This window comes from Kribbella sp. NPDC050459 (assembly GCF_040655315.1).
Classification (GTDB): domain Bacteria; phylum Actinomycetota; class Actinomycetes; order Propionibacteriales; family Kribbellaceae; genus Kribbella.
In genome coordinates this window covers 161002-183835 of record NZ_JBFAJQ010000011.1, presented here as the reverse complement: position 1 = coordinate 183835, position 22834 = coordinate 161002, and the positions used below count along the sequence as shown (strand labels likewise).

The 22834-nt window shown below is 70.0% G+C and carries 29 protein-coding genes and 1 pseudogene; 15 read left to right on the top strand and 15 right to left on the bottom strand.

Going from position 1 to position 22834, the window contains the following annotated elements; translation table 11 throughout:
- Positions 1-16 precede the first annotated feature (16 nt).
- On the top strand, positions 17-256 hold the full coding sequence (locus AB0I12_RS30615; protein ID WP_359936186.1) for an SDR family oxidoreductase: 240 nt from the start codon (positions 17-19) through the stop codon (positions 254-256).
- Here AB0I12_RS30615 and AB0I12_RS30610 read toward each other — a convergent pair whose 3' ends face one another.
- The gene (locus AB0I12_RS30610) at positions 257-1774 is read right to left on the bottom strand and encodes an LCP family protein (protein WP_359935997.1); all 1518 of its coding nucleotides are present in this window, start codon (positions 1772-1774) and stop codon (positions 257-259) included.
- A gap of 36 nt (positions 1775-1810) precedes the next feature.
- Between AB0I12_RS30610 and AB0I12_RS30605 the strand changes: the two genes are divergently transcribed.
- Positions 1811-2323, top strand: a complete 513-nt coding sequence (locus AB0I12_RS30605; protein WP_359935995.1) for a GNAT family N-acetyltransferase — start codon at positions 1811-1813, stop codon at positions 2321-2323.
- On the opposite strand, the gene AB0I12_RS30600 is transcribed toward AB0I12_RS30605, so the two are convergent.
- The 3 genes and pseudogenes from AB0I12_RS30600 to AB0I12_RS30590 form a co-directional block, all read right to left on the bottom strand.
- Complete coding sequence (locus AB0I12_RS30600) at positions 2274-2474, bottom strand: protein-arginine deiminase family protein (RefSeq protein WP_359936184.1); 201 nt, start codon at positions 2472-2474, stop codon at positions 2274-2276. The genes AB0I12_RS30605 and AB0I12_RS30600 overlap by 50 nt on opposite strands.
- Before the next feature lie 55 nt (positions 2475-2529).
- Positions 2530-2817: pseudogene (locus AB0I12_RS30595) on the bottom strand (protein-arginine deiminase family protein); the annotation flags it as partial.
- An 85-nt stretch (positions 2818-2902) separates the two neighbouring features.
- Positions 2903-3358 carry a hypothetical protein gene (locus AB0I12_RS30590; RefSeq protein WP_359935993.1) on the bottom strand — a complete coding sequence of 152 codons (456 nt, stop codon included), beginning with the start codon at positions 3356-3358 and terminating at the stop codon, positions 2903-2905.
- Positions 3359-3469: 111 nt separating this feature from the next.
- On the opposite strand from AB0I12_RS30590, the gene AB0I12_RS30585 reads away from it, so the two are divergent.
- Entirely contained in the window at positions 3470-4276 is an 807-nt protein-coding gene (locus AB0I12_RS30585; protein ID WP_359935991.1) for a DUF3152 domain-containing protein, read from the top strand.
- Here AB0I12_RS30585 and AB0I12_RS30580 read toward each other — a convergent pair.
- Complete coding sequence (locus AB0I12_RS30580) at positions 4267-4632, bottom strand: VOC family protein (protein ID WP_359935989.1); 366 nt, start codon at positions 4630-4632, stop codon at positions 4267-4269. The two genes, AB0I12_RS30585 and AB0I12_RS30580, sit on opposite strands and share 10 nt — an antisense overlap.
- Positions 4633-4887: 255 nt before the next feature.
- A complete protein-coding gene (locus AB0I12_RS30575; protein WP_359935987.1) occupies positions 4888-5505 on the bottom strand; it encodes a MarR family transcriptional regulator in 618 nt (205 codons plus the stop codon).
- 59 nt (positions 5506-5564) lie between these two features.
- Here AB0I12_RS30575 and AB0I12_RS30570 point away from each other — a divergent pair, with 59 nt between their 5' ends.
- Both AB0I12_RS30570 and AB0I12_RS30565 read left to right on the top strand, forming a co-directional pair.
- Positions 5565-6365, top strand: a complete 801-nt coding sequence (locus AB0I12_RS30570; RefSeq protein ID WP_359935985.1) for an SDR family oxidoreductase — start codon at positions 5565-5567, stop codon at positions 6363-6365.
- 204 nt (positions 6366-6569) lie between these two features.
- Entirely contained in the window at positions 6570-6800 is a 231-nt protein-coding gene (locus AB0I12_RS30565) for a hypothetical protein (RefSeq protein WP_359935983.1), read from the top strand.
- Between the two features lie 224 nt (positions 6801-7024).
- Here the strand turns inward: AB0I12_RS30565 and AB0I12_RS30560 are convergent, their stop codons facing one another.
- The gene (locus AB0I12_RS30560) at positions 7025-7381 is read right to left on the bottom strand and encodes a VOC family protein (protein ID WP_359935982.1); all 357 of its coding nucleotides are present in this window, start codon (positions 7379-7381) and stop codon (positions 7025-7027) included.
- An 89-nt stretch (positions 7382-7470) separates the two neighbouring features.
- Between AB0I12_RS30560 and AB0I12_RS30555 the strand changes: the two genes are divergently transcribed.
- A complete protein-coding gene (locus AB0I12_RS30555; protein WP_359935980.1) occupies positions 7471-7920 on the top strand; it encodes a YdeI/OmpD-associated family protein in 450 nt (149 codons plus the stop codon).
- A 2-nt stretch (positions 7921-7922) separates the two neighbouring features.
- Here the strand turns inward: AB0I12_RS30555 and AB0I12_RS30550 are convergent, their stop codons facing one another.
- The 4 genes from AB0I12_RS30550 to AB0I12_RS30535 form a co-directional block, all read right to left on the bottom strand.
- Complete coding sequence (locus tag AB0I12_RS30550; RefSeq protein ID WP_359935978.1) at positions 7923-8702, bottom strand: M23 family metallopeptidase; 780 nt, start codon at positions 8700-8702, stop codon at positions 7923-7925.
- On the bottom strand, positions 8699-9235 hold the full coding sequence (locus tag AB0I12_RS30545) for a hypothetical protein (protein WP_359935976.1): 537 nt from the start codon (positions 9233-9235) through the stop codon (positions 8699-8701). The genes AB0I12_RS30550 and AB0I12_RS30545 overlap by 4 nt, the downstream gene beginning before the upstream one ends.
- A 208-nt stretch (positions 9236-9443) precedes the next feature.
- Complete coding sequence (locus tag AB0I12_RS30540) at positions 9444-9587, bottom strand: hypothetical protein (protein ID WP_359935974.1); 144 nt, start codon at positions 9585-9587, stop codon at positions 9444-9446.
- 41 nt (positions 9588-9628) lie between these two features.
- Positions 9629-11875, bottom strand: coding sequence for an AAA family ATPase (locus AB0I12_RS30535; protein WP_359935972.1), 2247 nt, complete (start codon positions 11873-11875; stop codon positions 9629-9631).
- Positions 11876-12058: 183 nt separating this feature from the next.
- Here AB0I12_RS30535 and AB0I12_RS30530 point away from each other — a divergent pair, with 183 nt between their 5' ends.
- Entirely contained in the window at positions 12059-12586 is a 528-nt protein-coding gene (locus tag AB0I12_RS30530) for an NAD(P)H-dependent oxidoreductase (RefSeq protein ID WP_359935970.1), read from the top strand.
- A gap of 30 nt (positions 12587-12616) precedes the next feature.
- Positions 12617-13636, top strand: coding sequence for an LLM class flavin-dependent oxidoreductase (locus AB0I12_RS30525; RefSeq protein ID WP_359935968.1), 1020 nt, complete (start codon positions 12617-12619; stop codon positions 13634-13636).
- A gap of 62 nt (positions 13637-13698) precedes the next feature.
- On the opposite strand, the gene AB0I12_RS30520 is transcribed toward AB0I12_RS30525, so the two are convergent.
- The gene (locus AB0I12_RS30520; protein ID WP_359935966.1) at positions 13699-14232 is read right to left on the bottom strand and encodes an Lrp/AsnC family transcriptional regulator; all 534 of its coding nucleotides are present in this window, start codon (positions 14230-14232) and stop codon (positions 13699-13701) included.
- A gap of 131 nt (positions 14233-14363) precedes the next feature.
- On the opposite strand from AB0I12_RS30520, the gene AB0I12_RS30515 reads away from it, so the two are divergent.
- The 4 genes from AB0I12_RS30515 to AB0I12_RS30500 all read left to right on the top strand — a co-directional run bounded on the left by AB0I12_RS30515 (position 14364) and on the right by AB0I12_RS30500 (position 17224).
- Complete coding sequence (locus tag AB0I12_RS30515) at positions 14364-15512, top strand: PLP-dependent aspartate aminotransferase family protein (protein WP_359935964.1); 1149 nt, start codon at positions 14364-14366, stop codon at positions 15510-15512.
- A gap of 169 nt (positions 15513-15681) precedes the next feature.
- A complete protein-coding gene (locus AB0I12_RS30510) occupies positions 15682-16038 on the top strand; it encodes a helix-turn-helix transcriptional regulator (protein ID WP_359935962.1) in 357 nt (118 codons plus the stop codon).
- Positions 16039-16082: 44 nt separating this feature from the next.
- On the top strand, positions 16083-16835 hold the full coding sequence (locus AB0I12_RS30505) for a phosphotransferase (protein ID WP_359935960.1): 753 nt from the start codon (positions 16083-16085) through the stop codon (positions 16833-16835).
- Entirely contained in the window at positions 16832-17224 is a 393-nt protein-coding gene (locus AB0I12_RS30500; protein WP_359935958.1) for a GNAT family N-acetyltransferase, read from the top strand. Before AB0I12_RS30505 ends, AB0I12_RS30500 begins: the two co-directional genes overlap by 4 nt.
- On the opposite strand, the gene AB0I12_RS30495 is transcribed toward AB0I12_RS30500, so the two are convergent.
- Positions 17211-18086: a hypothetical protein gene (locus AB0I12_RS30495; RefSeq protein ID WP_359935956.1), complete on the bottom strand. Its 876-nt coding sequence runs from the start codon at positions 18084-18086 to the stop codon at positions 17211-17213. The two genes, AB0I12_RS30500 and AB0I12_RS30495, sit on opposite strands and share 14 nt — an antisense overlap.
- Positions 18087-18193: 107 nt before the next feature.
- Between AB0I12_RS30495 and AB0I12_RS30490 the strand changes: the two genes are divergently transcribed.
- Together AB0I12_RS30490 and AB0I12_RS30485 are read left to right on the top strand one after the other, a co-directional pair.
- Complete coding sequence (locus tag AB0I12_RS30490; RefSeq protein ID WP_359935954.1) at positions 18194-19396, top strand: MFS transporter; 1203 nt, start codon at positions 18194-18196, stop codon at positions 19394-19396.
- 35 nt (positions 19397-19431) lie between these two features.
- Positions 19432-20346, top strand: a complete 915-nt coding sequence (locus AB0I12_RS30485) for a DMT family transporter (RefSeq protein WP_359935952.1) — start codon at positions 19432-19434, stop codon at positions 20344-20346.
- On the opposite strand, the gene AB0I12_RS30480 is transcribed toward AB0I12_RS30485, so the two are convergent.
- The gene (locus tag AB0I12_RS30480; RefSeq protein ID WP_359935950.1) at positions 20283-20960 is read right to left on the bottom strand and encodes a TetR/AcrR family transcriptional regulator C-terminal domain-containing protein; all 678 of its coding nucleotides are present in this window, start codon (positions 20958-20960) and stop codon (positions 20283-20285) included. The genes AB0I12_RS30485 and AB0I12_RS30480 overlap by 64 nt on opposite strands.
- A 47-nt stretch (positions 20961-21007) precedes the next feature.
- On the opposite strand from AB0I12_RS30480, the gene AB0I12_RS30475 reads away from it, so the two are divergent.
- Entirely contained in the window at positions 21008-21919 is a 912-nt protein-coding gene (locus tag AB0I12_RS30475) for an SDR family oxidoreductase (protein WP_359935948.1), read from the top strand.
- Positions 21920-22026: 107 nt separating this feature from the next.
- Here AB0I12_RS30475 and AB0I12_RS30470 read toward each other — a convergent pair whose 3' ends face one another.
- Complete coding sequence (locus AB0I12_RS30470) at positions 22027-22830, bottom strand: MBL fold metallo-hydrolase (RefSeq protein ID WP_359935946.1); 804 nt, start codon at positions 22828-22830, stop codon at positions 22027-22029.
- Positions 22831-22834 lie beyond the last annotated feature (4 nt).

The following is a 22834-nucleotide window of genomic DNA, read 5'->3' as shown; positions in this document are numbered from 1 at the left end:
CCGACTCGACGTCGCGCTGTACGACGTCCGGGTGAACGCGGTCAGCCCGGGCTGCATCTCCACCGACCTGCTCGAGGAGTTCTTCGACACCGTCCCCGGCGAACGCGAGAAGGCGCTCGGCGTGCACCCGCTCGGCCGGATCGGTACGCCGGAGAACGTCGCCGAGGTGGTCTGCTTCCTCGCCTCCGGATCGGCCGCCTTCGTCACCGGCGCCAACTGGGCCGTCGACGGCGGCCTCGGCGTCCGCTACGCCTGATCACCCGGGCGGTCCCGGGGTGTACGCGCACGCCGCGGCCAGGTCGCCGGTGTCGGGCTTCGGCGTGGTCCGCGGCTGCGTCGCGGTCGACGGACTGGTGGTGGTGGGTTTGCGTGGTGTCGTCGGCGTCGACGGGGTCGTCGCGCGGCGGACCGGGTTCAGCGCGTTGGCCACGATCTCGCGCATCGCGGCGTAGTTCGGGTTCCGGCCGTTCGGGAAGTTCTTCTTCTTGTCGAGGTCGATGTTGGCGATCTTCGCGGTCTTGACCCGCTGGCCGAGGGCGACGAGCGGCTCCAGCAGGTCCTGCGGGATGTCGGTGCGGATCAACTGCTCGCCGGCCGCCGCGATCGCCTGGTAGTTGGTGAGCACGTTCTGCGGGGTGGCACGCTCGACGATCGCCTTGACCGTGCAGCGCTGCCGCGCCTGGCGGGCGAGGTCGGCCGTCGCCACGCCGTACCGCCCGCGCGCGAACCACAGCGCGTCGGGACCGTCCAGCTTCCGGTTCGGGCCGGGCTGCAGGTACCGGCTGGGCGGGATCTTCTTGTCGTCGTTGCCGCCGACCGGGACCGGGTAGTTGATGTTCACCGTGATCCCGCCGAGCGCCTCGACCAGCTGCGCGAATCCGGCCAGGTTGACCTGCACGTAGTAGTGGATCTGGAGCCCGAGTGCCTCGCCGACCGACAGCTTGAGCACGTCCGCGCCTTTGTTGTCCGACGGGCCGAGGCAGTCCGGGCACAGCTTCGGGACGTTGCGGTACATCGCGTCCAGGTAGTACTCGGACTGCTCCTTCTCGCCGTTCGGGTCCCAGAACCCGGTCGGGAACTTCTCGTGCAGCTTCGAGCCGGCCGGGAACGGCATCCGCATGAAGTTCCGGGTCAGCGAGATCAGCGAGGTGTTGCCGGTCTTGGTGTCGATGCTCGCGACCATCACCGTGTCGGTCCGGGTGTCGTCCCGGCCGGGGCCGTCGTCGGCCCCGAGCAGCAGGATGTTCAGCCGCGGCAGCTGCTGCCAGATGTCCTTCTTCGCGACGATGGTCGGCCGCGTCTGGCTCTTCGTCCCGCCGAACAACTTCTTCACCAGGCCCCGCTGCGCCATCAGGGTCTGGGCGCCGGTGGCCGAGCTGACCGTCAGCGCGAAGCAGACCGCACCGACGACGAGCGCCCCGAGCAACCGGGACCCCGGTCCGGCGGTGAGCGGGCGGAGCATCTTGTACGACGTGATCAGGACGATGATCCAAGTGAGTGCGACCGCGACCAGACCGACGATCATCCAGAGCAACAGCGCCGGGTCGAGCGCCCACCCGATCACCGCGTCGCGCTTCCGCAGCCCGACGTACGCCGCGCCGCCGTACAACGCGAGGCTCAGCACGATCAGCGTCGAACCGAGCTTGGTCCGGCGAGCGGCGAGGTACGCCGTCCCGGGGAGCAGCAGCCCGAGCACGGCGATTGTCAGCGCCGCGAACGCCGAGCGCCGACGCGAGGTCGTCCGGCGTGCGCGCGACGCTCTGCTCGGGGCCATGCCCTCTACGATTCACTGACGCGGCAAAAAGTTGGCATGATCGATCGAGTGACCGACATTCAAGTACGACGGGCGCTGGTTCGACGAGCGGGGGCGGACGATGCGGAGTCGCTGGTCCACTTACGCGGATTGATGCTGGCCGCGATGGGCAACGACGTCGGCGGACCGGACGCACCCTGGCGGCGTACGGCGCGGGACTGGTTCGCCGAACAGCTCGCCTCGCCGGACACGTTCGCGGCGTACGTCGTCGACGACCCGGGCGCCGGCGTGGTCGCGGGCGCCGCGGGGAACGTGGACGCGCACCCGCCGGGACCGCGTGACCTCACCACCCTCCGCGGCCACCTCTACAACGTCAGCACCCACCCGGACTTCCGCCGCCGCGGTCTCGCCCGGGCCTGCGTCGCCGCGCTGATGGAGTGGTTCCAGGACGAGACCGGCGTCGGCCAGGTCGAGCTGCACGCGACCGACGACGGTGTCGACCTCTACCGCGCACTCGGCTTCAGCGAGTCGCGTTTCCCGACGCTCCGCTTCCGGACCACCAGGGCGTAGTCCCGCGCGTGTCGCGGAGCGCGTTGGTCGCACAGTGCACCTCGCCGCCACCGAGGTGCGCCCAGAAGAAGTCCTCGACCCAGTGCACCCGTACGCCGTTGCGGCCGAGCGCACGCTCCGCCGCCTGCCGGAAGACGTCCCGGCCATGCAGCTGCGGCCCGTGCGGATCGGGCGCGGCGAAACTGGCGATCGGTGATCGAGAGCCCGTTCACCAGACCCGGGGTCAGTGCCTTGAACAGGCCGTGGCCGGCCACCTTGTCGAAGATCACCGGCAGCCGGACCAGCTCGTCCGAGCGCAGACCGGTCGCCTTCAGCAGGATCTTCAGTTGGTCGTCGATGTGCCGGGCCGCGGCCTCGTTGTCGGGTAACCCGGTGCTCAGCAGTTCGTCGACCGTCGGCTTGTGGCGCGCGGTGGTGTCCGCGAACAGTCGCTGACCGCCGCCGTCGTGGCGTTGCACGTCACGCAGCAGCCGGACGGCGAGCCGCGGGTCCGCGACCGCGAGCGTCCCGACCCGTACACGATCCGCCCGTGCGGATACCCGGCGTACGGCGGGAGCGACTCGATGTTGCCGCCCATGTTCAGCAGGTCGTCGAGACTGGGGGAGGCCTTGGCGGCGAGCTCCTGGACGATGCCGATGTCCGGTCCGCGCAGGTCGCGGGCTCGAACGTGTCCTGCAACCACATGTCCTTCCAGCCGTCCGGCGTCCCTTCGACGAACCGCACAGTGGTTGCCTTCCGCAACGTGGAGGCGAACTTCTCCCACTCGCCCGGTACGCCTTCCTGGTACGGCGCGGTGCCGCCCCACCAGCCGTTGCCGTCGCCGGGCCGACCGGCGAGGACGGTCTGTGCGCGCTGGAGATCGTTCTGCAGCATCAGCGGTGCGACTCGCAGCTCGACCTGGTCGGTGCTGGTGCGGCCGCGATCCGTCACGGACAACGTGACCGTGATCCGGCCGCTCCACCGCTTCGGATCACGGACGACGTCGCGACCTTCCAGCTGCAGTCGCACGCCGTTCCGCAGGTCTTTCGCGCTCACGGCAGGTGGAAATCCGGCGTCCACCTGTGGACGGAGAAGGGTTTCGGGGCACAGTGGCAAGAAGAGAGTGAGGACACGCCCGCCCGGGGCGTGGTGGGAGGAGCTCACCGGATGCGCCGTCGCAGTGTTGTCAGGACGATCGGGTTCACGGTCGCGGTGGCGGCCGGGCTCGGGGTGCTGTGCCAGCTGCCCGCGAGCCCGTTCGCCCGGCACGGGTACCCGGAGCGCGGCGTCATACCGGCGTCCGCCCAGTCGCCGCAACCTGAGCGCGAGCCGGCCCGATCCGTGGTCTCGCAACGCCCGCCGGTACGGCCCGCGGAGGTGATCACGTACCCGGCCGCGGGGACGGGGTCGTACGCCGTCCTGCCCGGAGATCCCGCGGTGATCGGCCGCGGCGGCCCGCTGATGCGGTTCCAGATCGCAGTCGAGGGCGGTATCACCGGGATCGATCGCGGCGCCTTCGCGCGGTTCGTGCGGGCGACGTACGGCGGAGCTCAGGGGTGGGCGTCGCACGGGCTGTGGCGGTTCCAGCAGGTCGGGCCCGGGACGAATCCCGACTTCACGGTGATGCTGGTGACCCCCGGGACGCGGGACGTAATCTGCGGCGCGGCGCCGGACCGGTACACCAGCTGCCGGATCGGGAACCGGGTCGTGCTCAACGTCGCGCGGTGGGCGCACGGCGTCCCGAAGTACAGGGCCTCGCTGACGACGTACCGGCAGTACATGATCAACCACGAGACCGGTCACCGGCTCGGCCGCGGCCACGAGCTCTGCCCGGGCCCCGGCCAGCCGGCACCGGTCATGCAGCAACAGACTCTCGGCCTGCACGGCTGCACTGCCTACGCCTGGCCTTACGTGAACGGCCAGCGCTACAAGGGGCGCTCAGGTCAGTACGACGACCCGGTGCCTCACGCCTGAATGACCGAGAGCACGTTGCCGGCCGGGTCCTTGAACCAGGCGATCAACGGCCCCTGACCTCGGTAGATCCCGAGCTCGTCCTGGTCGTCGCTGTACTTCTCGAACGTCACGCCGCGCGCGACCAGTTCACGCACCGTCGCCTCGACGTCGTCGACCGGGAAGTTGAGCGTCGTGTACTCCGCCGGTACGTGATTCGGCTTCGGGTACACGAGCACCGGGTTGCCGCCCGCGACCCGCAGGCGCAACATCCCGTTCTCCTCGTCGACGCCGAGCCCCAGCGTCCGGCTGTAGAACTCTTTGGCCCGCGGCACGTCATCCACCGAGAAGCCACTGAACGCCTTGCTGTCCTGCAACATCTGATGCCTCCTGACTCATTCGACACCAGGGACGTCGACACCAACCGCCCGTTCTCGACACAACCACACGAACAGATGCGTCGGTAGGGGCGAGGCCCTGTCTGGTGATCCATCGCCTACTGCGGGGCACTCGGCACGGCACCTCGCCGCACGGGTGCAAAGGCCACGATGCTCCGCATCGAGACCTTCGCCCCCGCACGCCGATGCACCGCACCGAGCACCTCCTCGCTACGGCGCTGGACCACCAGACAGGACCTAGTTGTGCAGGACCCGCTGGGGATTGACGGCGGCAGCTACCGACGCGGACTCGAGGCCGTCGGCCACGGTGTGCAGGAGACGGGCCAGGTGGGCCGCGTCGGTCGGGCCGAGGATGCCGGTGACCACGTCGAGCACGCGGACCGTGAGACCGTCGAGCTGCGAGAGCCGCGCCTGGCCCAGCGAGGTGACGCCGAGGGCGGGTGTGGTCCGGGCCATGCCGAGTGCTTCGAGGTCGGCGATCGCCAGCTCGGCCTCGCCGGCGGTGATGCCGACCTGCTGTGCGACCTCGGCGATGGTCGTGCAGCCGTTCGCGATGGCGCTCAGCACGAGGGCGGCGGGCATCTTGATGCCGGTTGCTTCCTGCAGGCCCATGATCAACGGGTGGGCGTGACCCCGGACGCGCTCCAACGCGTCGAGCAGCCGGAGCGCGGTGCTGACGTCGCTGATCAGCTGCTCGGTCTGGACGGCCGCGATCCCAGCCGGCCCCGGATGGACAGGTGACGGGACGACGCCGCCGATCACCCGCTCGGGCACCACGAGGGCATTCGCCAGCAGTTGCTCTTCCTCCTCGGATCCCGTCGACAGCGGTCGGATTCCAGCGTCTTCGATGGTCACGTCTCCCAGCCTACGGAGGCGTTCCGACAGCTTCGGCGTGTCTTTCCTGAGGAAACCCTGTGAATCTCACGACGTTCCTGATCTACGCTCCGGCCATGCAGCTGAACGGGAAACGTGTCCTGGTGATCGGTGGCGGCGGTGGCGGGATCGGCCGGGCGACGACCGACGCCCTCGGCAACGAAGGCGCCGCGGTGCTGGTCGCCGACCTCGATCCGGCCCGCGCCGAGGAGGCCGCGCAGGCGGTCCGGACGCGCGGCGGCACGGCGTACCCGATCTCCGGTGACGTCCGCTCGGCGACTGACATCGAGGCGATGGTCGCGGGCGCGGTCGACAAGCTCGGCGGGCTCGACGTCCTCGTCACGGTCGTCGGCGGACAGGTCGCGTTCGTGCCCGCGGTCAAATTGCACGAGATGGCCGACGAGGACTGGGACACGATCTACGAGGTCAACCTCCGGTACGTCGCCCGCGCGGTCCGGGCCGCGCTCCGCGTGTTCCTCGACCAGGGCACCGGCGGCGCGATCGTCAGCGTCGGCTCCGTCACCGGCTTCATGGCCGCGCCCGCGCAGGCGGCGTACGGCGTGATGAAGGCCGGCATCCTGAGCCTGGCCCGCACGGTCGCCGCGGAGTACGCGCGGGACGGGATCCGGATGAACGTCGCCGCGGCCGGCGCGATCGCCACCGCCGTCGCCAACGCGAACGTCGCGGCCGAGGTCGTCGAGGAGATCCCGGCCGGCCGGTTCGGGCGGTCCGAGGAGGTGGCCCGGGCGGTGGTGTACCTGGCGTCCGACGCGGCGTCGTACGTCACCGGGCAGCAGCTCGTGCTGGACGGCGGCGTGTCCGTGCGCGGCCCGTTCGGGTAATCGAACAGACGGGCGAAAGAATTGGGTTCCGGCGGGTCCGAAAAAGTTTTGCCGGGCGGCCAGAAAATCCGGATTCGGGCGTGACCTCGGCTCGGCGTCCTCCGTTGGATCTGACGTGACGGTGAACACAACACGGCGCACCGGCACCGCGCTCGCCCGCGTTTTCCAGGCCGTCCACCCTCGAAGTAACAGCCAGGAGGACCAGTGACAACCGCCACCGCCACCCAGACCGTTCAGCGCCGACGCGTGCGTGTCTGGTTCGGTGAGCACGTGATCGCCGACTACAACGCCGAGCCGGCGTTGGCCGAGCGGTATGCAGACGCCATGAGCCGTCGATTCGCCGGTCTCCGGGTCACGAACGACCCGATGCCGACCGTCGACAAGCTCCCCGACCCCCTGCCCGGCGAGCGCATGTGGGACGTAGCACCCCGCTGAGAAGCCTCCGGTACCTTCCGCGTTCCGCACTCACCAGACAACCCACACGGAACGTCGCCAGGTCGAGTCGCCTCACCTCGACCACCCGAAGGCACCGGTGATTCGGCGGCAAGCGAGCGTGGGCGCTCTGCCCCTCGCTTGCCGCCTTTTTCTCCCCTGCAAATGCGCCTGACAAAGACACCACCGTTCGCACCGGATCCCCCAAGATCCGGTGCGAACGTTTTTCATTTCTGTGCGTAGTACTCGGGTTTCATCTGGATGAGCTGCACGTAGTTCCCGTCCGGGTCCACCAGCGTCGCGAACCAGCCGATGCCGCGGTCCTCCGGCGGCACCAGCCACTCGACGCCGAGGGTCCGCAGGTGCGCGGCGGCCGCCTCGATGTCGTCCACCGCGAAGTTCACGATGTGCCGCCCCGGCTCGGGGTTCTTCGGCGCGACGTCGTCGCGCTGCTCGATCACCAGACCGAACCCGCCGAGGTCGAGATTGCCGTAGCCGTCCACCTCCGCCCGGAACCCGTCGCGGTACCACGCCTTCAACCGCTCGGCGTCCGTACTGCCGAGCAACATGCTGTTCAGAATCACGATCGTCCCTTCCGCCTGACGCTGACGCCGGTACGTCGGAGCCGCGCGCCGGGTCTCGACATGACCCGGCCGGTTCGGATGATGGGTGGATGAAGTTCACCGCCGAACTGCTCGCCACCGGGAAGAACACCGCCGGATTCGAGGTGCCCGACAGCGTCGTCGAGTCGCTCGATGGCGGCGGCCGCCCCAAGGTCAGCGTCACGGTCAACGGCTACACGTTCCGTACGTCGATCGCGCGGATGGGCGGCCGCTACCTCCTCGGGTTCAGCGCGGACCGCCGTACCGAGGCCGGCGTCACCCCCGGCGAGGTGCTGGAGGTCGAGGTCGAACTCGACACTGCGCCGCGCGAACTGGAAATCCCCGAGCCTCTGGCGACCGCGCTGGCGGCAGACCCCGAAGCCAAAGCCTTCTGGGAGACCCTCAGCTACAGCAACCGGCAGTGGCACACGCTCCAGGTCACGTCGGCGAAGACCGACGCGACCCGCGACCGACGGATCGAGAAGTCGCTCACCGCACTCCGCGAAGGCCGCGCCCGCTGAGGTCAGCAGTACGAGCGGCAGCCGTGATCCACGCCGTACTTCCGGTGAGCCGCCGCCACCGCCGCCACGGGTGACAACTGGCCGCCCTGATGCCAGCTGTTCAGGAACTGCTGCGGTGGGACTGCTCCACGTCGGATCCACCAGACGCCGGGCCCGGTCGGCCAACTGATTCCGAAATGCAGGTGTGGTGGCGTGGGCCGGGCGCTTCCGGTCTTACCGGTTCGCCCCAGAGTCTGCCCGGCCCGCACCGCCACGCCCGGTGCGATCCCGCGTTGAATCGCGGAGAGGTGTGAGCCGTAGTACCGGACACCGTCCACACCTAGCACGGAAACCGACAGGCCTCCCCTGTCGGCGCCCCGGTTGGTCTTCGGATTCCACGAGTCGGCCCGCGTCACCTCGTCGACCCGTCCGTCGACCGGAGCGACGAAGAGGCACCCGACATCCGCGAAGATGTCCGACGCCGGGTAGTCGTGGTGGGTCTGCGAGGCATCCGCGCGGCAGCCGGCCACGGGGAACACGTACCGGTGCACCGGATCCGGCCGCACCGGCCTGCTCGGCCGGGCCGATCGGGTCGTCAGCTGTGCGCGCGGTGTGGCGGTCGTGGTTCGCGGCGCTGTCGAGGCCTTGGTCGATGCTGGGGTCGACGGTGGTGCCGGGCGAGGTGTGTCCTGTGCTCCGGACTGCGCGTTGTCGAAGACGCCCGCCGCCGACAGCCCGAACAGGCCACCGCCGCCCACGATCACCACCGCCACCAGGAAGGCAGCCCAGGCCTGCCGCCTCACGGGTACCAGAACGCGTTGACCGTCGCCGCGGGATACACCGTTTCGCACGGAATGCCGTTCTTGTCGGCATCCATCCGGTCCGGCATCCCGTAGTACCACCAGTACCGAACAGCCTCGCCGTACGAAGCGCCGCGCGCGACGAGATCCCGGCAGTACAGCCCGGCGGACCAGAACGTGACTCCGCTGATCTCGCGCCCGTTCCAGTACGCGGCGACGGCGCTCCGGGAGTACACGGTCTCGCACGGGATCCCGTTGAGATCGGCGTCCATGCGATCCGGCTGCCCGTGCAGTCGCCAGTAGTCCACCGCGGCGACGTAGCTGTAACCCTTCGCGTTCAGGTCGCGGCAGAACAGCCCGGCCGGCAGTGACCGGACATCGCTGACGGCCGGCGCGGAGTTCGACGTCTTCTTGGCCGCCGGTGGCGGTGTGACAGTCTTCGTCACCGTCGGGGCCGGGACGGATGCCGCCGGCGCCACCGCGGCCGGAGTGGTCGGCTGTGTGGCGGCCGTGCGCGACGGGTCATCCTTCGTCATCAGTACGATGAGCCACGCCAACAGGACGAGGATGATGCCGACAGCCACTCCGCCGAGCGCTGCCAAGGTCGCGTTCCCGCGATCGTTGTGCCGGTGACAGGACGTGTGTGAATACGGTTCTCCATTCATGATTCCCCCCGCCAGCCATTGAAGCCTCGTCACTTTCTGCTGTCCATGCTTCAGCGGGGACTGTGCTCGTCGTGGGCCTTCACTGACCTGCGCCGAAGTCGTTCAGCGTGAGCTTGTCGCGGGTCGTGCCACACCCCAGACAGCGCTGGTAGCGCTGCCCTTCTTCGTTGTGCTCGGTCTTCCACGTGTGCAGGTGGAGCCGACATCGAAGCGGCTTGTTCATCTTTCGACGGTAGGCCGCTAGACCGGTATCGAACAGACCCGTCAGCCGCGGTTTTCCCAGGCCGGCAGGCCTTCGAGTACGTCGGGTAGCGCGCCGACGACACCCAGGCGTTGAGTGCAGCGCGTGAGGGCGACGTACAGGTCGCGGAGGCCGCGTGGCGACTCGATCACGATGCCGTCGGGGTCGACGACCAGGACCGAGTCGAACTCCAGGCCCTTGGCTTCGCGGGCGGTGAGAACAGTGACGCCGGACAGGCCGTCGACGGCCTCCTGGATCAGCTCGAGCCGGCTGCGCGACGTGATCACGCCGACCTCGCCGTACGCCGTCTCCTCGGCCGCCATCTTGTAGACGTACAGCGCCTGCTCGGCCGCCGGTACGTCGATGTGCCACGGCCGCACGCCCGTGGAGCGGACCGACTGGGGGGCCCGTGCCGACGGATCGACCGCCAGCAGGACGGCCTGCGCGAGCTCCATCACCTCGGCCGGGGTGCGGTAGTTCAGCGTCAGCTCGGCCAGCCGCCACCGGTCGCCGAACGTTTCACCGAGCGCGGACGACCACGTCGTACCGCCGCCGATCGAGCTCGTCTGCGCCACGTCGCCAACCACCGTCATCGACCGCAACGGGCACCGCCGCGCGATTGCCCGCCACGCCATCGGCGACAACTCCTGCGCCTCGTCGACGATCACGTGACCGTATGTCCACCGCCGGTCCGCCGAGGCTCGGTCGGCGAGCGTCCGGTCGTCGTCCGCCTCGTAGCGCTCGGCCAGCGCCTCGGCGTCGAGAATGTCTTTCGCGGTCAGGATCTCGGCCTCGTCGTCCTCGTCCCAGTCCGTCGAACCCGAGCCGGACAGCACGTCCAGCGCCCCTTGTGCATAAGCAACGGCCCGCGCCCGCGCCGCACGCTCCCGCGCGGCCTCGGACCCGTCGTCACCGAGCAGCTCCGCCGCCTCGTCCAGCAGCGGTACGTCGGACGGGCTCCAGTCGTCGCCGTACCGCAGCAGGTGCTCGCGGTCGAGCTCCGACAGCTGCGGCGCCGCCGACGCGAGGCGGGCCTCGTCGCCGTACAGGTCCTCGAGCAGCCGCTGCGGGCTGAGCAACGGCCACAGCTGCTCCAGCAACGCGACCACCGCGGGCTCGGAGAGCACTTCCTTGCGCAGCTCGGACAGCTCGTAGTCGTCGAGGAGCTGCTCGCCGTCGAGCGGGTCGGTGCCGATCAGCTCGGCGTACTGGTTGGTGAGGTGGTCGGTGATCTCGTTCAGCACGAAGGGCCGCGCCTGGTTGTGGGTGAGGTTGCGGTTGCGCACGCGCTCGTGGGCGGCACCGACGAACGCCGGGTCGAGCGTGAGCTCGGTCCGCTCCACCGAGACCCGCACCGGGTGCTCCGGCAACCACTGCTGGTCGGCGACCGCCTGCGCGATCACTTCGGCCATCACCGTCCGCCCCTTGACCTCCGCGCTCTCCGGCGTCTCCGGCCGGGTCGCGGTCAGCCCGGGGAACAGCTCGGCGATGGTGACCAGCCGAACACCGTCCTCACCGAGCGACGGCAGCACCTGGCCGATGAATCGCAGGAATGCCGCATTCGGCCCGACGACGAGAATTCCGCGCTTTTCCAGTTGTTCGCGGTGGGTGTACAGCAGAAAGGCCGCGCGATGCAGCGCGATGGCGGTCTTCCCGGTGCCCGGCCCGCCCTGGACGACGAGGATTCCGGGGAGTTCGGAGCGGATGATCCGGTCCTGGTCGGCCTGGATGGTCTGGACGATCGACTCCATCCGGCCGGTCCGGCGGGCCTCCAGCGCCTTCATCAGCACGGCCTCGCCGATCACACCGGTGCCGGGTTTCGACGCGTCGGCGGCCTCCCGGCCGAGGTCGAGCTGCTCGTCCTGGACGTCGACCACGCGGCGCAGCCGGGTCTGGATGTGCCGGCGGCGGACGACGCCGTGGTTGGCGACCGCGGTCGCGATGTAGAACGGCCGCGCCGCCGGGGCGCGCCAGTCCACCAGCAGCGGCTCGTAGTCGTCGTCGTGCAGGCCGATCCGGCCGAGGTGCAGGACCTCGCCGTCGGCGGTGTCCAGCCGGCCGAAGTACAGCCCCTCCTCGGCGGCGTTCAGGCGCGCCTGCCGGAGTTTGAGGTCACGGATCCGGCCGTCGCGCTGGTGCAGTGCCTGCGCGTTGCGGGTGCGGACGAGTTGCTCGTCGTCGGTGCGGGCGTCGGTCCGCGCACGCTCGGCGTCCAGCGCGGCGTAGAAAGTGGTCAGGTGTGCCTGTTCGGCATCGACTGGATTCGGCAATTCCTGTCCCTTGTGCTAAAATACGTCCCGTTGGTTTTCAGGCCGCATTTCTGGAATTCTCCCGGCGGCAGCCACAAATCCTTGAGTTTATCCCGTCACCGGCTTTTCCTGAAGTGGTGTTCGGGGACTGCAGGTTGAGACGGCTTGACCTCAAGTCTTGTTGAGGTATTAGCGTCGTTCGACGTGACTGTTCATCCGCTGCGGCTCGTCGTGCTGACGCGCAATCTCGAGGTGGGCCGGTTCGGGACGGCGGTCACGCGGTGGTTCGCGCGGGAGGTCGAGCGGGCCGACGAGTTCAAGCTCGACCTGATCGACCTGAGCCTGCTGCCGCTGACCGAGCTGGCCGCGCGGATCGACGACGCGGACGCGGTGCTGATCGTCACCGCCGAGTACAACCACGCCTATCCGGGCGACGTGAAGACCGCGATCGACGCCGTACGCCGGCCCTGGTACGCCAAGCCGGTCGGCTTCGTGGTGTACGGCGGACGCTCGGGCGGGCTGCGGGCGGCCGAGCAGCTCCGTCTCGTCTTCGGCGAGCTGCACGCGGTCACGATCCGCGACAGCCTCGGCTTCCGCGAAGAGGACTTCACCGCGGACGGCGAACCCGTCGATCCGACCACTTCCGCCGCCGCGGCCGCGCTGCTGCGTCAGCTCGCCTGGTGGGCCCGCTGCCTGCGCGACGCCCGCGCGGACACGCCGTACCCGGAATAGGCGGCCGCGGGCCGCGGTTGGCAGTTGAACGTGAGTGCTGAAGCGATGCCCCTGTCCGTGCTCGACCTCTCACCGGTGCCGACAGGTACACGGCCGTCGGAGGCGTTGCACGAGACGCTGGAACTGGCCCGCACCGCAGAGGCGGCCGGCTACCACCGGTACTGGCTGGCGGAGCACCACAACATCCCGAGCGTCGCGAGCTCGACCCCCGAGGTGATGATCGCGGCGGTCGCGGCGGCGACGTCGACGATCCGGGTCGGATCCGGCGGCATCATGCTGCCGAACCACTCGCCGCTCAAGGTCGCCGAGACCTTCCGCGTCCTCGGCGGGCTGTACCCGGACCGCATCGACCTCGGCATCGGCCGCGCGCCGGGCACCGACCAGCGCACGGCGCTCGCGTTGCGCCGCAGCCGCGAGGCGCTCGGCGCCGACGACTTCACGGAGCAGTACGCCGAACTCCGCGCATACGCCGAAGGGTTCCCAGCGGGGCATCCGTTCGAGCCGATCAGCGCCCAGCCCGACGACGTACCGCTGCCGCCGGTGTGGATCCTCGGCTCCAGCACGTACGGCGGTCAGGCGGCCGCCGCGCTCGGGACCGGATTCGCGTACGCGGGGCATTTCGGGACGCTCGATCCGGCCGGCGTGATCTCGGCGTACAAGACCAACTACCAGCGCTTCGAGCACGACGGCGGCCCGCACGCGATCCTGGCGCTGGCCGCGATCGTGGCCGAGACCGAGGAGCGCGCGCAGCAGCTCGCCCGCGCCAACGCACTGTCCATGCTCCGCCTGCGCTCCGGCCGGCCGGGTCCGCTCCCGTCCCCGGAAGAGGCCGAGGCCTACCCGTGGTCCGAGGCGGAAGCGGCCGCTGTCGAGGAGTGGGCCGGCCTGGTGTCCGTCGGCACGCCTGACCAGGTGGCCGGCGACCTCCGCCGCCGGGCCGACGCCGCCGGTGCCGACGAGCTGATCATCACCACCAATATCCACAACCCGGCCGAACGCCGCCGCTCGTTCCAGCTGCTCGCTGAGGCGTGGGGCTTGAAGGCCCGCTGAACCGCGGACCTTTGCCACTCACCAACACCCCGCCAACCGGGCACGACCGGGTCAGCTCCGCCTCAGCGCGGCGATTTGGGCGCGGTTGGTGAGTGCTGCGCGTCCGGCGTGCCGCGGACGTGTTCGAAGATCAGGCTCGTCTCCGCGTGGCTGACCGCCGGGTCGGCGGTCAGGTGGTCCAGCACGAACTCCCGGAGCGCGTCCGGAGTCGCCGCGCTGACGTGCAGCAGGTAGTCGTTGGCGCCGCTGACATGGAACAGCGACAGCACACCCGGCAGGCCGGGCACCTTCGTGCGGAACCGGTCGATCTCGTCGCGGGAGTGCGCCCCGATGCGGATCGCGATCAGCGCCTGCAGCGGCCGGCCCAGCGCGGCCAGGTCCACGTCGGCGTGGAACCCGCGGATCACGCCGCGCTCGCGTAACGACCGGACGCGGGTCAGGCACGTCGACGGCGCGATGCCGGCCGCCTCGGCGAGCGCGTTGTTCGGCATCCGGCCGTCCGCGGCCAGCAGGCCGACGAGCGTCCGGTCGATCTCGTCGAGCCCTTCCGGCACCGGCCGCGGCGCCGGTCCCGGGCTCCGACGATCCTTCGGCATGCCACCACTGTAGGGCTCGTCCACAGAATCCACAGCGTGTGGATGACCCTGTGGACGAATTTTCTTCGGATCTATTGCGGCCTGTGCGCAGAAGATTCCATTCTCCTCCACATACCGGTGAGGAGGCAGCGATGACCCAGCTGGACACCAGGTCGGTGCACGCCGGCCGCGACGACCTGGCCGCTCTCGGCGTCCACGTCCCCCCGATCGACCTGTCCACCACCTACCCGCTCCCCGATGTCGATGCCGGCGGAGCGTCGTACGACGAACTCGCCGAGGGCCGCGGGCCCGACGGCGGGAGCCTCGTCTACCAGCGCCTGTGGAACCCGACCGTCGCGCGCTTCGAGGACGCGCTCGCCGAGCTCGAGTACACCGACGGCGCGGTCGCGTTCGGGTCGGGCATGGCCGCGCTCACCGCGTGCCTGCTCGCCACCGTCGCCGCGGGCCGCCCGCACGTGGTCGCCGTACGCCCGCTGTACGGCGGCAGCGACCACTTGTTATCCACAGGCCTCCTGGGGACAACCGTCACGTATGTGGATCCGGCCGGCGTCGCCGCCGCGATCCGGCCGGACACGGGTCTGGTGATCGTGGAGACGCCGGCGAACCCGACCGTCGACCTCGTCGACATCGCGTCCGTCGCCGCGGCCGCGCGTGACGTAGCTGTCCTGGTGGACAACACCTTCGCGACACCCGTGCTGCAGCAGCCGGCCCGGCACGGGGCGAGCCTGGTGTTGCACTCGGCAACCAAGTACCTCGGCGGTCACGGCGACGTCATGGGAGGCGTCGTCGCGGCCGGCGTGGAGTGGATCGGCCGGCTTCGGCAGGTCCGCGCAGTAACAGGTGGCCTGCTGCACCCGTTGGCGGCGTACGAACTGCACAGGGGACTGCAGACGCTGCCGGTGCGAGTACGGGCGCAGCAGGCGACCGCGATCAAGGTCGCGGACTGGCTCTCCGCGCAGCCCGCCGTCGAGCGCGTCCACTATCCCGGACTGACCGACCCGTCCGGCTTGATCGGCCGCCAGCAGGCGGGCCCGGGCGCGGTCCTCGCCTTCACGCTCAGCGGCGGATACGCAGCGGCGTCCCAGGTGGCGAGCCGCGTGAAGCTGATCACCCACGCCGTCTCGCTAGGCGGAGTCGACACGCTGATCCAGCACCCCGCCGCCCTGACCCACCGCCTCGTAGCCGCCGACGCCAAGCCGTCACCCGGCCTCCTCCGCCTGAGCCTCGGCCTAGAGGACCCCGAAGACCTAACCAGCGACCTCGCCGAGGCCCTCGCCTGACCACACGTTGGGCACCCACCAACCACTTCCCGCCCACGAAACTGGTTGGTGCGTGCACAAAGTGGATTCTGCGGAGGGCAGAAAGTCTGCTCAGGGCAGATTCGGAGCGGAGGGCCCGGGTGGGGTGGCACACTCGGTACAGGAGATCCGGACGCGAGGAGGGCCAGACGTGTTGCTACGCCAGGTGATCGGGAACGTGTTCCGCCGGCTGCGGCACGAGCGGGGAATCACCCTGCGTGAGCTCGCGGAGCTGGCCCAGGTGTCGGTGCCGTACCTGTCCGAGATCGAGCGCGGCCGCAAGGAGCCGTCCTCGGAGATCCTCGCCGCGATCTGCCGGGCGCTCGGGCTGGAGCTGTCCGACCTGCTGTCCGAGGTGCAGTTCGACCTGACCACCGCGGTCCGGAAGACGCTGCCGGTCCGGCTGCAGACCGCCGCGATCCGGGTCGAGGACCGCGGTGCGCAGCGCATCCCGTCCGGTCCGCGCGCCTACTCCGCCCCGGCCACGGCGTACACGCTGGTCGCCTAGAAGATCAGTCACGCCGGGCGGGCCGATGTCTCTAGCCTGACCTGGTGCCGAACTTTGTGAAGCGCCGGGAGCCCGCCGCGCCGGGCTCGATCCCGGCCGTCCTGAACATGTTCCAGAACGAGGTCCGGTTCTACCAGGAGATCGCGCCGGTCGTCGGCGTACGCGTACCCGAGTGCTACCAGGCCGAGTCCGGTCCGGCCGGAACGCGCCTGGAGCTGGAAGACATGTCCGGCTGGACGCCCGGCGCGGAGCCGGAGGCCGGCGCGCGCACTCTCCGCGAGCTGCACGACCGCTGGAGGGGGCGGGCCCACAACAAGTGGGCCTGGCTGCGACAGCCCGGTGCCGGGGATGTCCTGGTGGCCGGGCTGTACGACCGCACGTGGCCGGCGTTGGCGAAGCGGTCGGACCTGTCCGCCCCTGTTCGTGCGTTCGGCGAGCGGATGGTGGGGAGAGTGCTCGACGCGGAGGCCGAGGTGGGCTGGGCGGGTGAGCCGACGTTGGTGCACGGTGACGCGTCGGCGCCGAACATGCGGACCGGACCGGACGGCGTGGTCGCGCTGCTCGACTGGGAGGACGTGTCGGCGGCGCCCGGCGTGCTCGATCTGGCCTGGTTCCTGGTCTCGTCGGTGGAGCCGGCGAGGTGGGACGAGGCGCTGGCGGCGTACGGCGATCTGAGCGGTCTGAGCGCCGTCCTGCCGTCGGTCGCAATCCAGGGGTATCTGAGCCTGTCGGACCTGCCGGACGGTTCGGCCGTCGCGTGGAACGCTCGCCTGGAAGTGGCGGTGGGGATGCTGTGAAGTACGTCGTACGGTTTCCGGTCGACGATCGCGAGTTGTCCGCGCTGCATGCGGCCGCGTTCGACAGTGCGGTGAACGTGCAGCCCTGGGGTGCGCAGCTGGAGCGGTGGGCGCTGACCTGGGTAGGGGCCTTCAGCAACGATCAGCTGGTCGGGTTCGTCCAGGTGTGCTGGGACGGCGGGTCGCACGCGTTCGTGCTGGACACCGCCGTCCACCCCGACCACGGCCGGCAGGGCATCGGCAAGCAGCTCGTGCTGACCGCGGCCGAAGAGGCGCGTCAGGCCGGGTGTGAATGGCTGCACGTCGACTACGAGCCGCACCTCAAGCCCTTCTACGAAGAGGCCTGCGGCTTCCGCCCGACCGACGCCGGCCTGCTCAAGCTCCGGTGACGGTCAGGCCTTCAGTGGAGATGCACGACGTCAGGCAGCGTTCCTTCGCGTCGCCGAGCAGGTCCGCGGTCCAGGTGGTGACGCCGCCGTCGCCCAGTCCTGCGCCAGCGCGGTCGATGCCGAGCGCGGTGCCGGCGTAGTAGCCGGCGCTCTTGGTCCGCTCGGTGTCCTCGGCGAACGCGACGCCGAGCGCCGGGCGGACGGTGTCCTCGATCCGGTCGCGCAGCGCGGACTCCGTGAACGCCGTGAAGGTGAGCTCGGCCTTCTCGCCGAGTACGGCGTGCCAGAAGCTGAGGTGGTCGATCAGCAGCTCCGCCTCGGTCCGGCACGACCCGGTGTCCCGAGCGCTCGACACCAGCACGAACAGCTCGAAGTGCGCCGACATCCCCGGCTCGTCGAACGGCTGCGCGCGGACGACCCGCTGACACGCCGCCAGGTGGACGCGGTCCTGCCCGGCACGACGTCGTACGGCGGCCTCGACGGCCAGCTCGTTGGTCGGATCGCTGGCGACCTCGGTGCCGCGGATGGTGCTGACCACCTGGTGCTGGTTGATGGTCGCGACCGCCGAACTCGTCCCCAGCGGCGTGATCGGGGACAGCTGCACGCCGTCGAACTTCTCCGGCAGCAGGTCCCAGAGCCGCTGCTGGGTCTTCACCAGCTCCCGCGGATCGATGGTGGACGGCCGCACGAACCGGTCCTGCTGCCAGCGCTGCAGGAGCCGCGCCGGCGTCACCTTGGCGGCACGCTCCCGCGTCACGTCCAGCAGGACCGACTGCAGTTCGGACTGGCTCAACCCGTCGACGAGGGCGTCCCGGCTGCCCGCCGGCAGCTTCGCCCAGAATCGTTCGCTGACGTCTCCCATCGCTCTACACTGACGGACAATCCGGGTGATCCGCGCGCCATTATTGCCGTATCGTCGGATCTATGAGCCCCCCACGTTGACGCACTGACCGCCGTACCGACCGAGGATTGTCGGTCCGGATCATCGCCTTCGAGGCGTTGCAGGACTTCATCCCGCTCTACCCGCTGTATCAGCTGCTGTTCGCCGACCACGGGTTGTCGGCTGCCCAGATCTCGACGCTGTTCGTCATCTGGTCGGCGACCGGGTTCGTGCTCGAGGTGCCGTCGGGCGCGTGGGCCGACACGTATTCGCGGCGCAAACTGCTGATCCTCGGCGCCCTGCTCAGCGCCGTCGGGTACGCCGTATGGATCTTGCTGCCGTCGTACGCCGGGTTCGCGCTCGGCTTCGTGCTCTGGGGTACGTCGTCCGCGCTGATCTCGGGCACCTACGAGGCGTTCGTGTACGACGAGCTGGCGGCGCGGGACCGGACCGAGCACTTCCCGACGCTCCTCGGCCGCGCGCGCTCCGCGTCGTTCGTGATGAACCTGGCGGCGACCGCGCTGGCGACACCGCTGTTCGACCTCGGCGGATACGCCCTGGCCGGGGTGGTGAGCGTGCTGAGCTGCCTGACCCAGGCCGCCGTCGCATGGTCGTTGCCCGAGGCGCGCGCGGTCGAGGCCGCACGTGAGTCGGACGAGCCTGGTGCGCGGGCAGCGTTCGCCGCTTACCTGGCCATGTTGAAGTCCGGTCTGGCTGAGGTGCTCACGAGTCGATTGGTGCGGCGGGCGGTTCTTCTGGTCGCGCTGCTCGGCGGGTTCCTGGCGTTCGACGAGTACTTCCCGCTGCTCGCCCGCGAGACCGGGGCGGCGACCGGCGTGATCCCGTTGCTGATCGCCGGAACCGTTGCCGCGCAGGCGATCGGCGGCGCGCTCGCCGGACCGGCCTACAAGTTGCCAGCAGCAACCTTCGCGGCGGGTCTGGCGGCGACGGCGGTGCTGATCGCGACCGGTGCGCTGAGCGGATCCGCGTGGGGCTTCCTGCCGATCGCGATCGGGTACGGCGTTATGCAGCTGGTCATCGTGGTGTCCGAGTCGCGGTTGCAGGACGCGATCACCGGCCCGGCGCGGGCGACCGTGACGTCGGTGTCCGGCCTGTTCGCGGAGGTCTCCGCGATCGCGGTGTACGGCGGATTCGCGCTCGGATCGCTGTGGTTCACGATGTCGGTCCTCGTGGCGGCGTTGACGATCCCGGTGCTGCTGACGGCGTTCGTCGTACCGTTCACGCTGCCGGCGCCGCGCAGTTCGGTCAGCGCCGAAGCGAGTGACGCCTAGCCTCACATCATGGGCTTCGAGGACGTTCCACACGTATGAGGAAACAGGGTGCGCTCGCCGCCGGTGCGGCCGCGGTGACGGTGGTGTTGTGGGCGTCGGCGTTCGTCGCGATCCGGCACGTCGGCGAGGAGATCTCGGCGGGCGCCCTCTCGCTGGGCCGGCTGCTGATCGGCAGCGTGCTGCTCGGGATCTTCGTCTTCAGCAGGCCGCGCCGATGGCCTGCCCGGGCGGACTGGAAGTACCTGCTGGTCTGCGGGCTGCTCTGGTTCGGGGTCTACAACGTCGCGCTGAACGCGGCCGAGCGGCACCTCGACGCCGGGACCACGTCGATGCTGGTGAACACCGGACCGCTGCTGATCGCCCTGCTGGCCGGGATGGTGCTGGGCGAGGGATTCCCGCGGCAGTTGGTGATCGGCAGTCTGGTCGCGTTCGGCGGAGTGGTGGTGATCGGTCTGTCCTCCTCGCACGGTGGCGCCGATGCCTGGGGCGTGATGCTCTGTGTGGTGGCCGCGGCGGCGTACGCGATCGGTGTCGTGGCGCAGAAGCCGTTGCTGGGCCGTCTTCCCGCACTCGAGGTGACCTGGTTGTCCTGCGTGATCGGCGCCGTCGCCTGCCTGCCGTTCGGGCCGACGCTGCTGCGCGAGGTGTCCGACGCGCGTCCGTCCACCGTGTGGTGGGTGGTGTTCCTCGGTGCGTTTCCGACCGCGATCGCGTTCACCACCTGGGCTTACGCGCTCGCCCGGACGACGGCCGGCCGGATGGGCGCGACGACGTACCTCGTGCCGCCGATCACGATCTTCCTCGGCTGGCTGCTTCTCGGTGAGAGCCCGGTGCTGCCGGCGTACGCCGGAGGCCTGCTGTGCCTCGGTGGGGTCGCGATCTCGCGCTACCGGCGGATGCCCGTGACCAAGGTGGACAGCCCCGATTCGAAGCCGCTGTCGAAGTCGTAGGCGAGCCCGTCCTCGCCGAGCTCGTTGACGATCCGGGCCAGGGTCGGGGCCTTGTCCGCGGGCAGCGCGCGGACGCGGGTCAGCAGGTCGGGGGCGAGCTCGAAGGTCTCCGCCCGGACGGACGCCTCGCCGAGGCTGAAGCCGTGGATGAAATCGATCAGCGTGTTCGCGGCCTCGAAGATCTCGCGCGGCGCGAGACCGGCCCGGTCGAGGGCCCGGTAGAACGGCTCCATCGTGACCACGACGACGTCCGACACCGCGGACGTGTCGGACAGCACCTGCAGCGCGAGATTCGGGTGCTGCCGCAGACCGTCGCGGTAGGCGCGGGCAGCCACCTTCAGTTGCTCGTCCCACGGCACGGTGTCGCCCGGATCCGGGAGCTCCAGGCCGGCGAACACCAGCTCCGCGAGGCCGGCCAGGACGGCGGCCTTGTTCGGCAGGTGGTGGTACAGCGACATCGGGTTGACCTGCAGCGTGGCCGCGAGCCGCCGCATGGTCAGCGCGTCGATGCCGTCGTCGTCGACGATCCGCAGCGCGGCGGTCAGGATCGCCTCCCGGCTCAGCCGCTCCTCTCCGGCGCGCGGCCGCCCGGAGCGCTTGCCGTCGTTAACCATACGCCGTATGGTACATAATCGTACAACGTATGGATAAGGAGGGCGGCATGCAGCCGTTGGCGGGGAAGGTGGCGCTGGTCGCCGGGGCGACCCGGGCAGCCGGACGGGGGATCGCGGTCGAGCTCGGTGCGGCCGGCGCGACCGTGTACGTGACCGGGCGGAGCACGCGGGAGCGGCGGTCCGAGATGGCCCGGCCCGAGACGATCGAGGAGACCGCGGAGCTGGTCGACAAGGCCGGCGGCCACGGCATCGCCGTACCGGTGGATCGTCTGGACCCGGCGCAGGTCCGGGCCCTGGTCGAGCGGATCGAGCGGGAGCAAGGCGCGCTGCACATCCTGGTGAACGACATCTGGGGTCAGCACGGTGAGCCCGAGTGGGACAAGACGGTCTGGGAGTGCGACCTCGACGGCGGTCTCCGGTTGTTGCAGCTTGGCGTGCACACGCATGTGATCACCAGCCACTACGCGCTGCCGTTGCTGATCAAGTCACCCGGTGGCCTGGTGATCGAGATGACCGACGGGACCGACGAGTTCAACGCGGACAACTACCGGGTCTCGTTCTTCTACGACGTCGCGAAGGGCGCGGTCAGCCGGGTCGCGTTCGCCTTGGCGCACGAGCTGGACAAGTACGAGGCGACCGCCGTCCTGCTGACGCCCGGCTGGCTGCGGTCGGAGGCAATGCTCGAAGGATTCGGCGTCCGCGAGGAGAACTGGCGGGACGCGACCGAGCGGATCCCGCACTTCGCGATCTCCGAGAGCCCGTCGTACGTCGGCCGCGCGGTGGCGGCGCTGGCGGCCGACCCCGACGTACGGCGCTGGAACGGCAAGTCCACGTCGAGCGGCGAGCTCGCCCGGATCTACGGCTTCACCGACCTCGACGGCAGCCGGCCCGACGCGTGGCGCTACATCGTCGAGGTCGAGAACGCCGGCAAGCCCGCCGACACGACCGGCTACCGCTAGGCCGGGACCGAAGAACAGGTAGTGCACCCTCGAGACGCTGTACGCGGAGGCGAATCTACGCTCAGGTGCACTACCCCCAGCCGGACACGTCCTGTCGAAATGGCCCGTCAGAGCTTGTGCGGCGGGCAGACGTCGTAGCCTGCGGTCGGGACGGGCATGGCGCGCACCGGATCGACCGACAGTGGTGCGTGGGGGTGTGCGGCCGCGATCGGGACGCCGGTTGCGGCGGCCAGCGCGAGGATCTCGCGCCGTGAGGTGATGGCGACGGCCGGGGCGCGCTCGTACACGTACGTCAGCTCCGGCCACTGCGCCTGCGCCGGGTGTACCAGCACGTCACCGCCGAGGATCGCCCGCTCCGTCACGACCGACTGATGCCCGGGCGTATGCCCCGGCGTCGGCACCAGCCGCATCCCCCGCAGCGCGACCTCGCCATCCACCACGCGTAGCTGCCCCGCCTCCTCGATCGGCCTGATCCGGTTCGAGTACGTCGACCCGCCGCGCACGTGCTCGAGCTCGGCCCGCTGGACGACGTACTCCGCCCGGGGAAACCCTGCCCGCACCCCGTCGGACGCCCACCCCACGTGATCCAGATGCACATGCGTCAACACGACCGCATCCACATCCGCCGCCTCCACACCGACCTGCGCCAGCAACCCGGGCAGTCGGCCGGCGACCCCCAGCCATTCAGCCGCTTCCCCACCCGCCGGCCCGACCCCCGCGTCAACCAGCACCACCCCGGCGTCCCCGACCACGAGATAGCTGTGGAAATGCAGGAACCACCCACCGTCACGAACGTTCCCCGGCATCACCAGCCCCGTCCAAGCAGCCGCCTCGTCGTCCCACTCCGGCAACGCCGTCGAAACCTCTTCGGGGAAAACCGCCACCGCGTCACACAGCACAGTCACGTCCACCGCC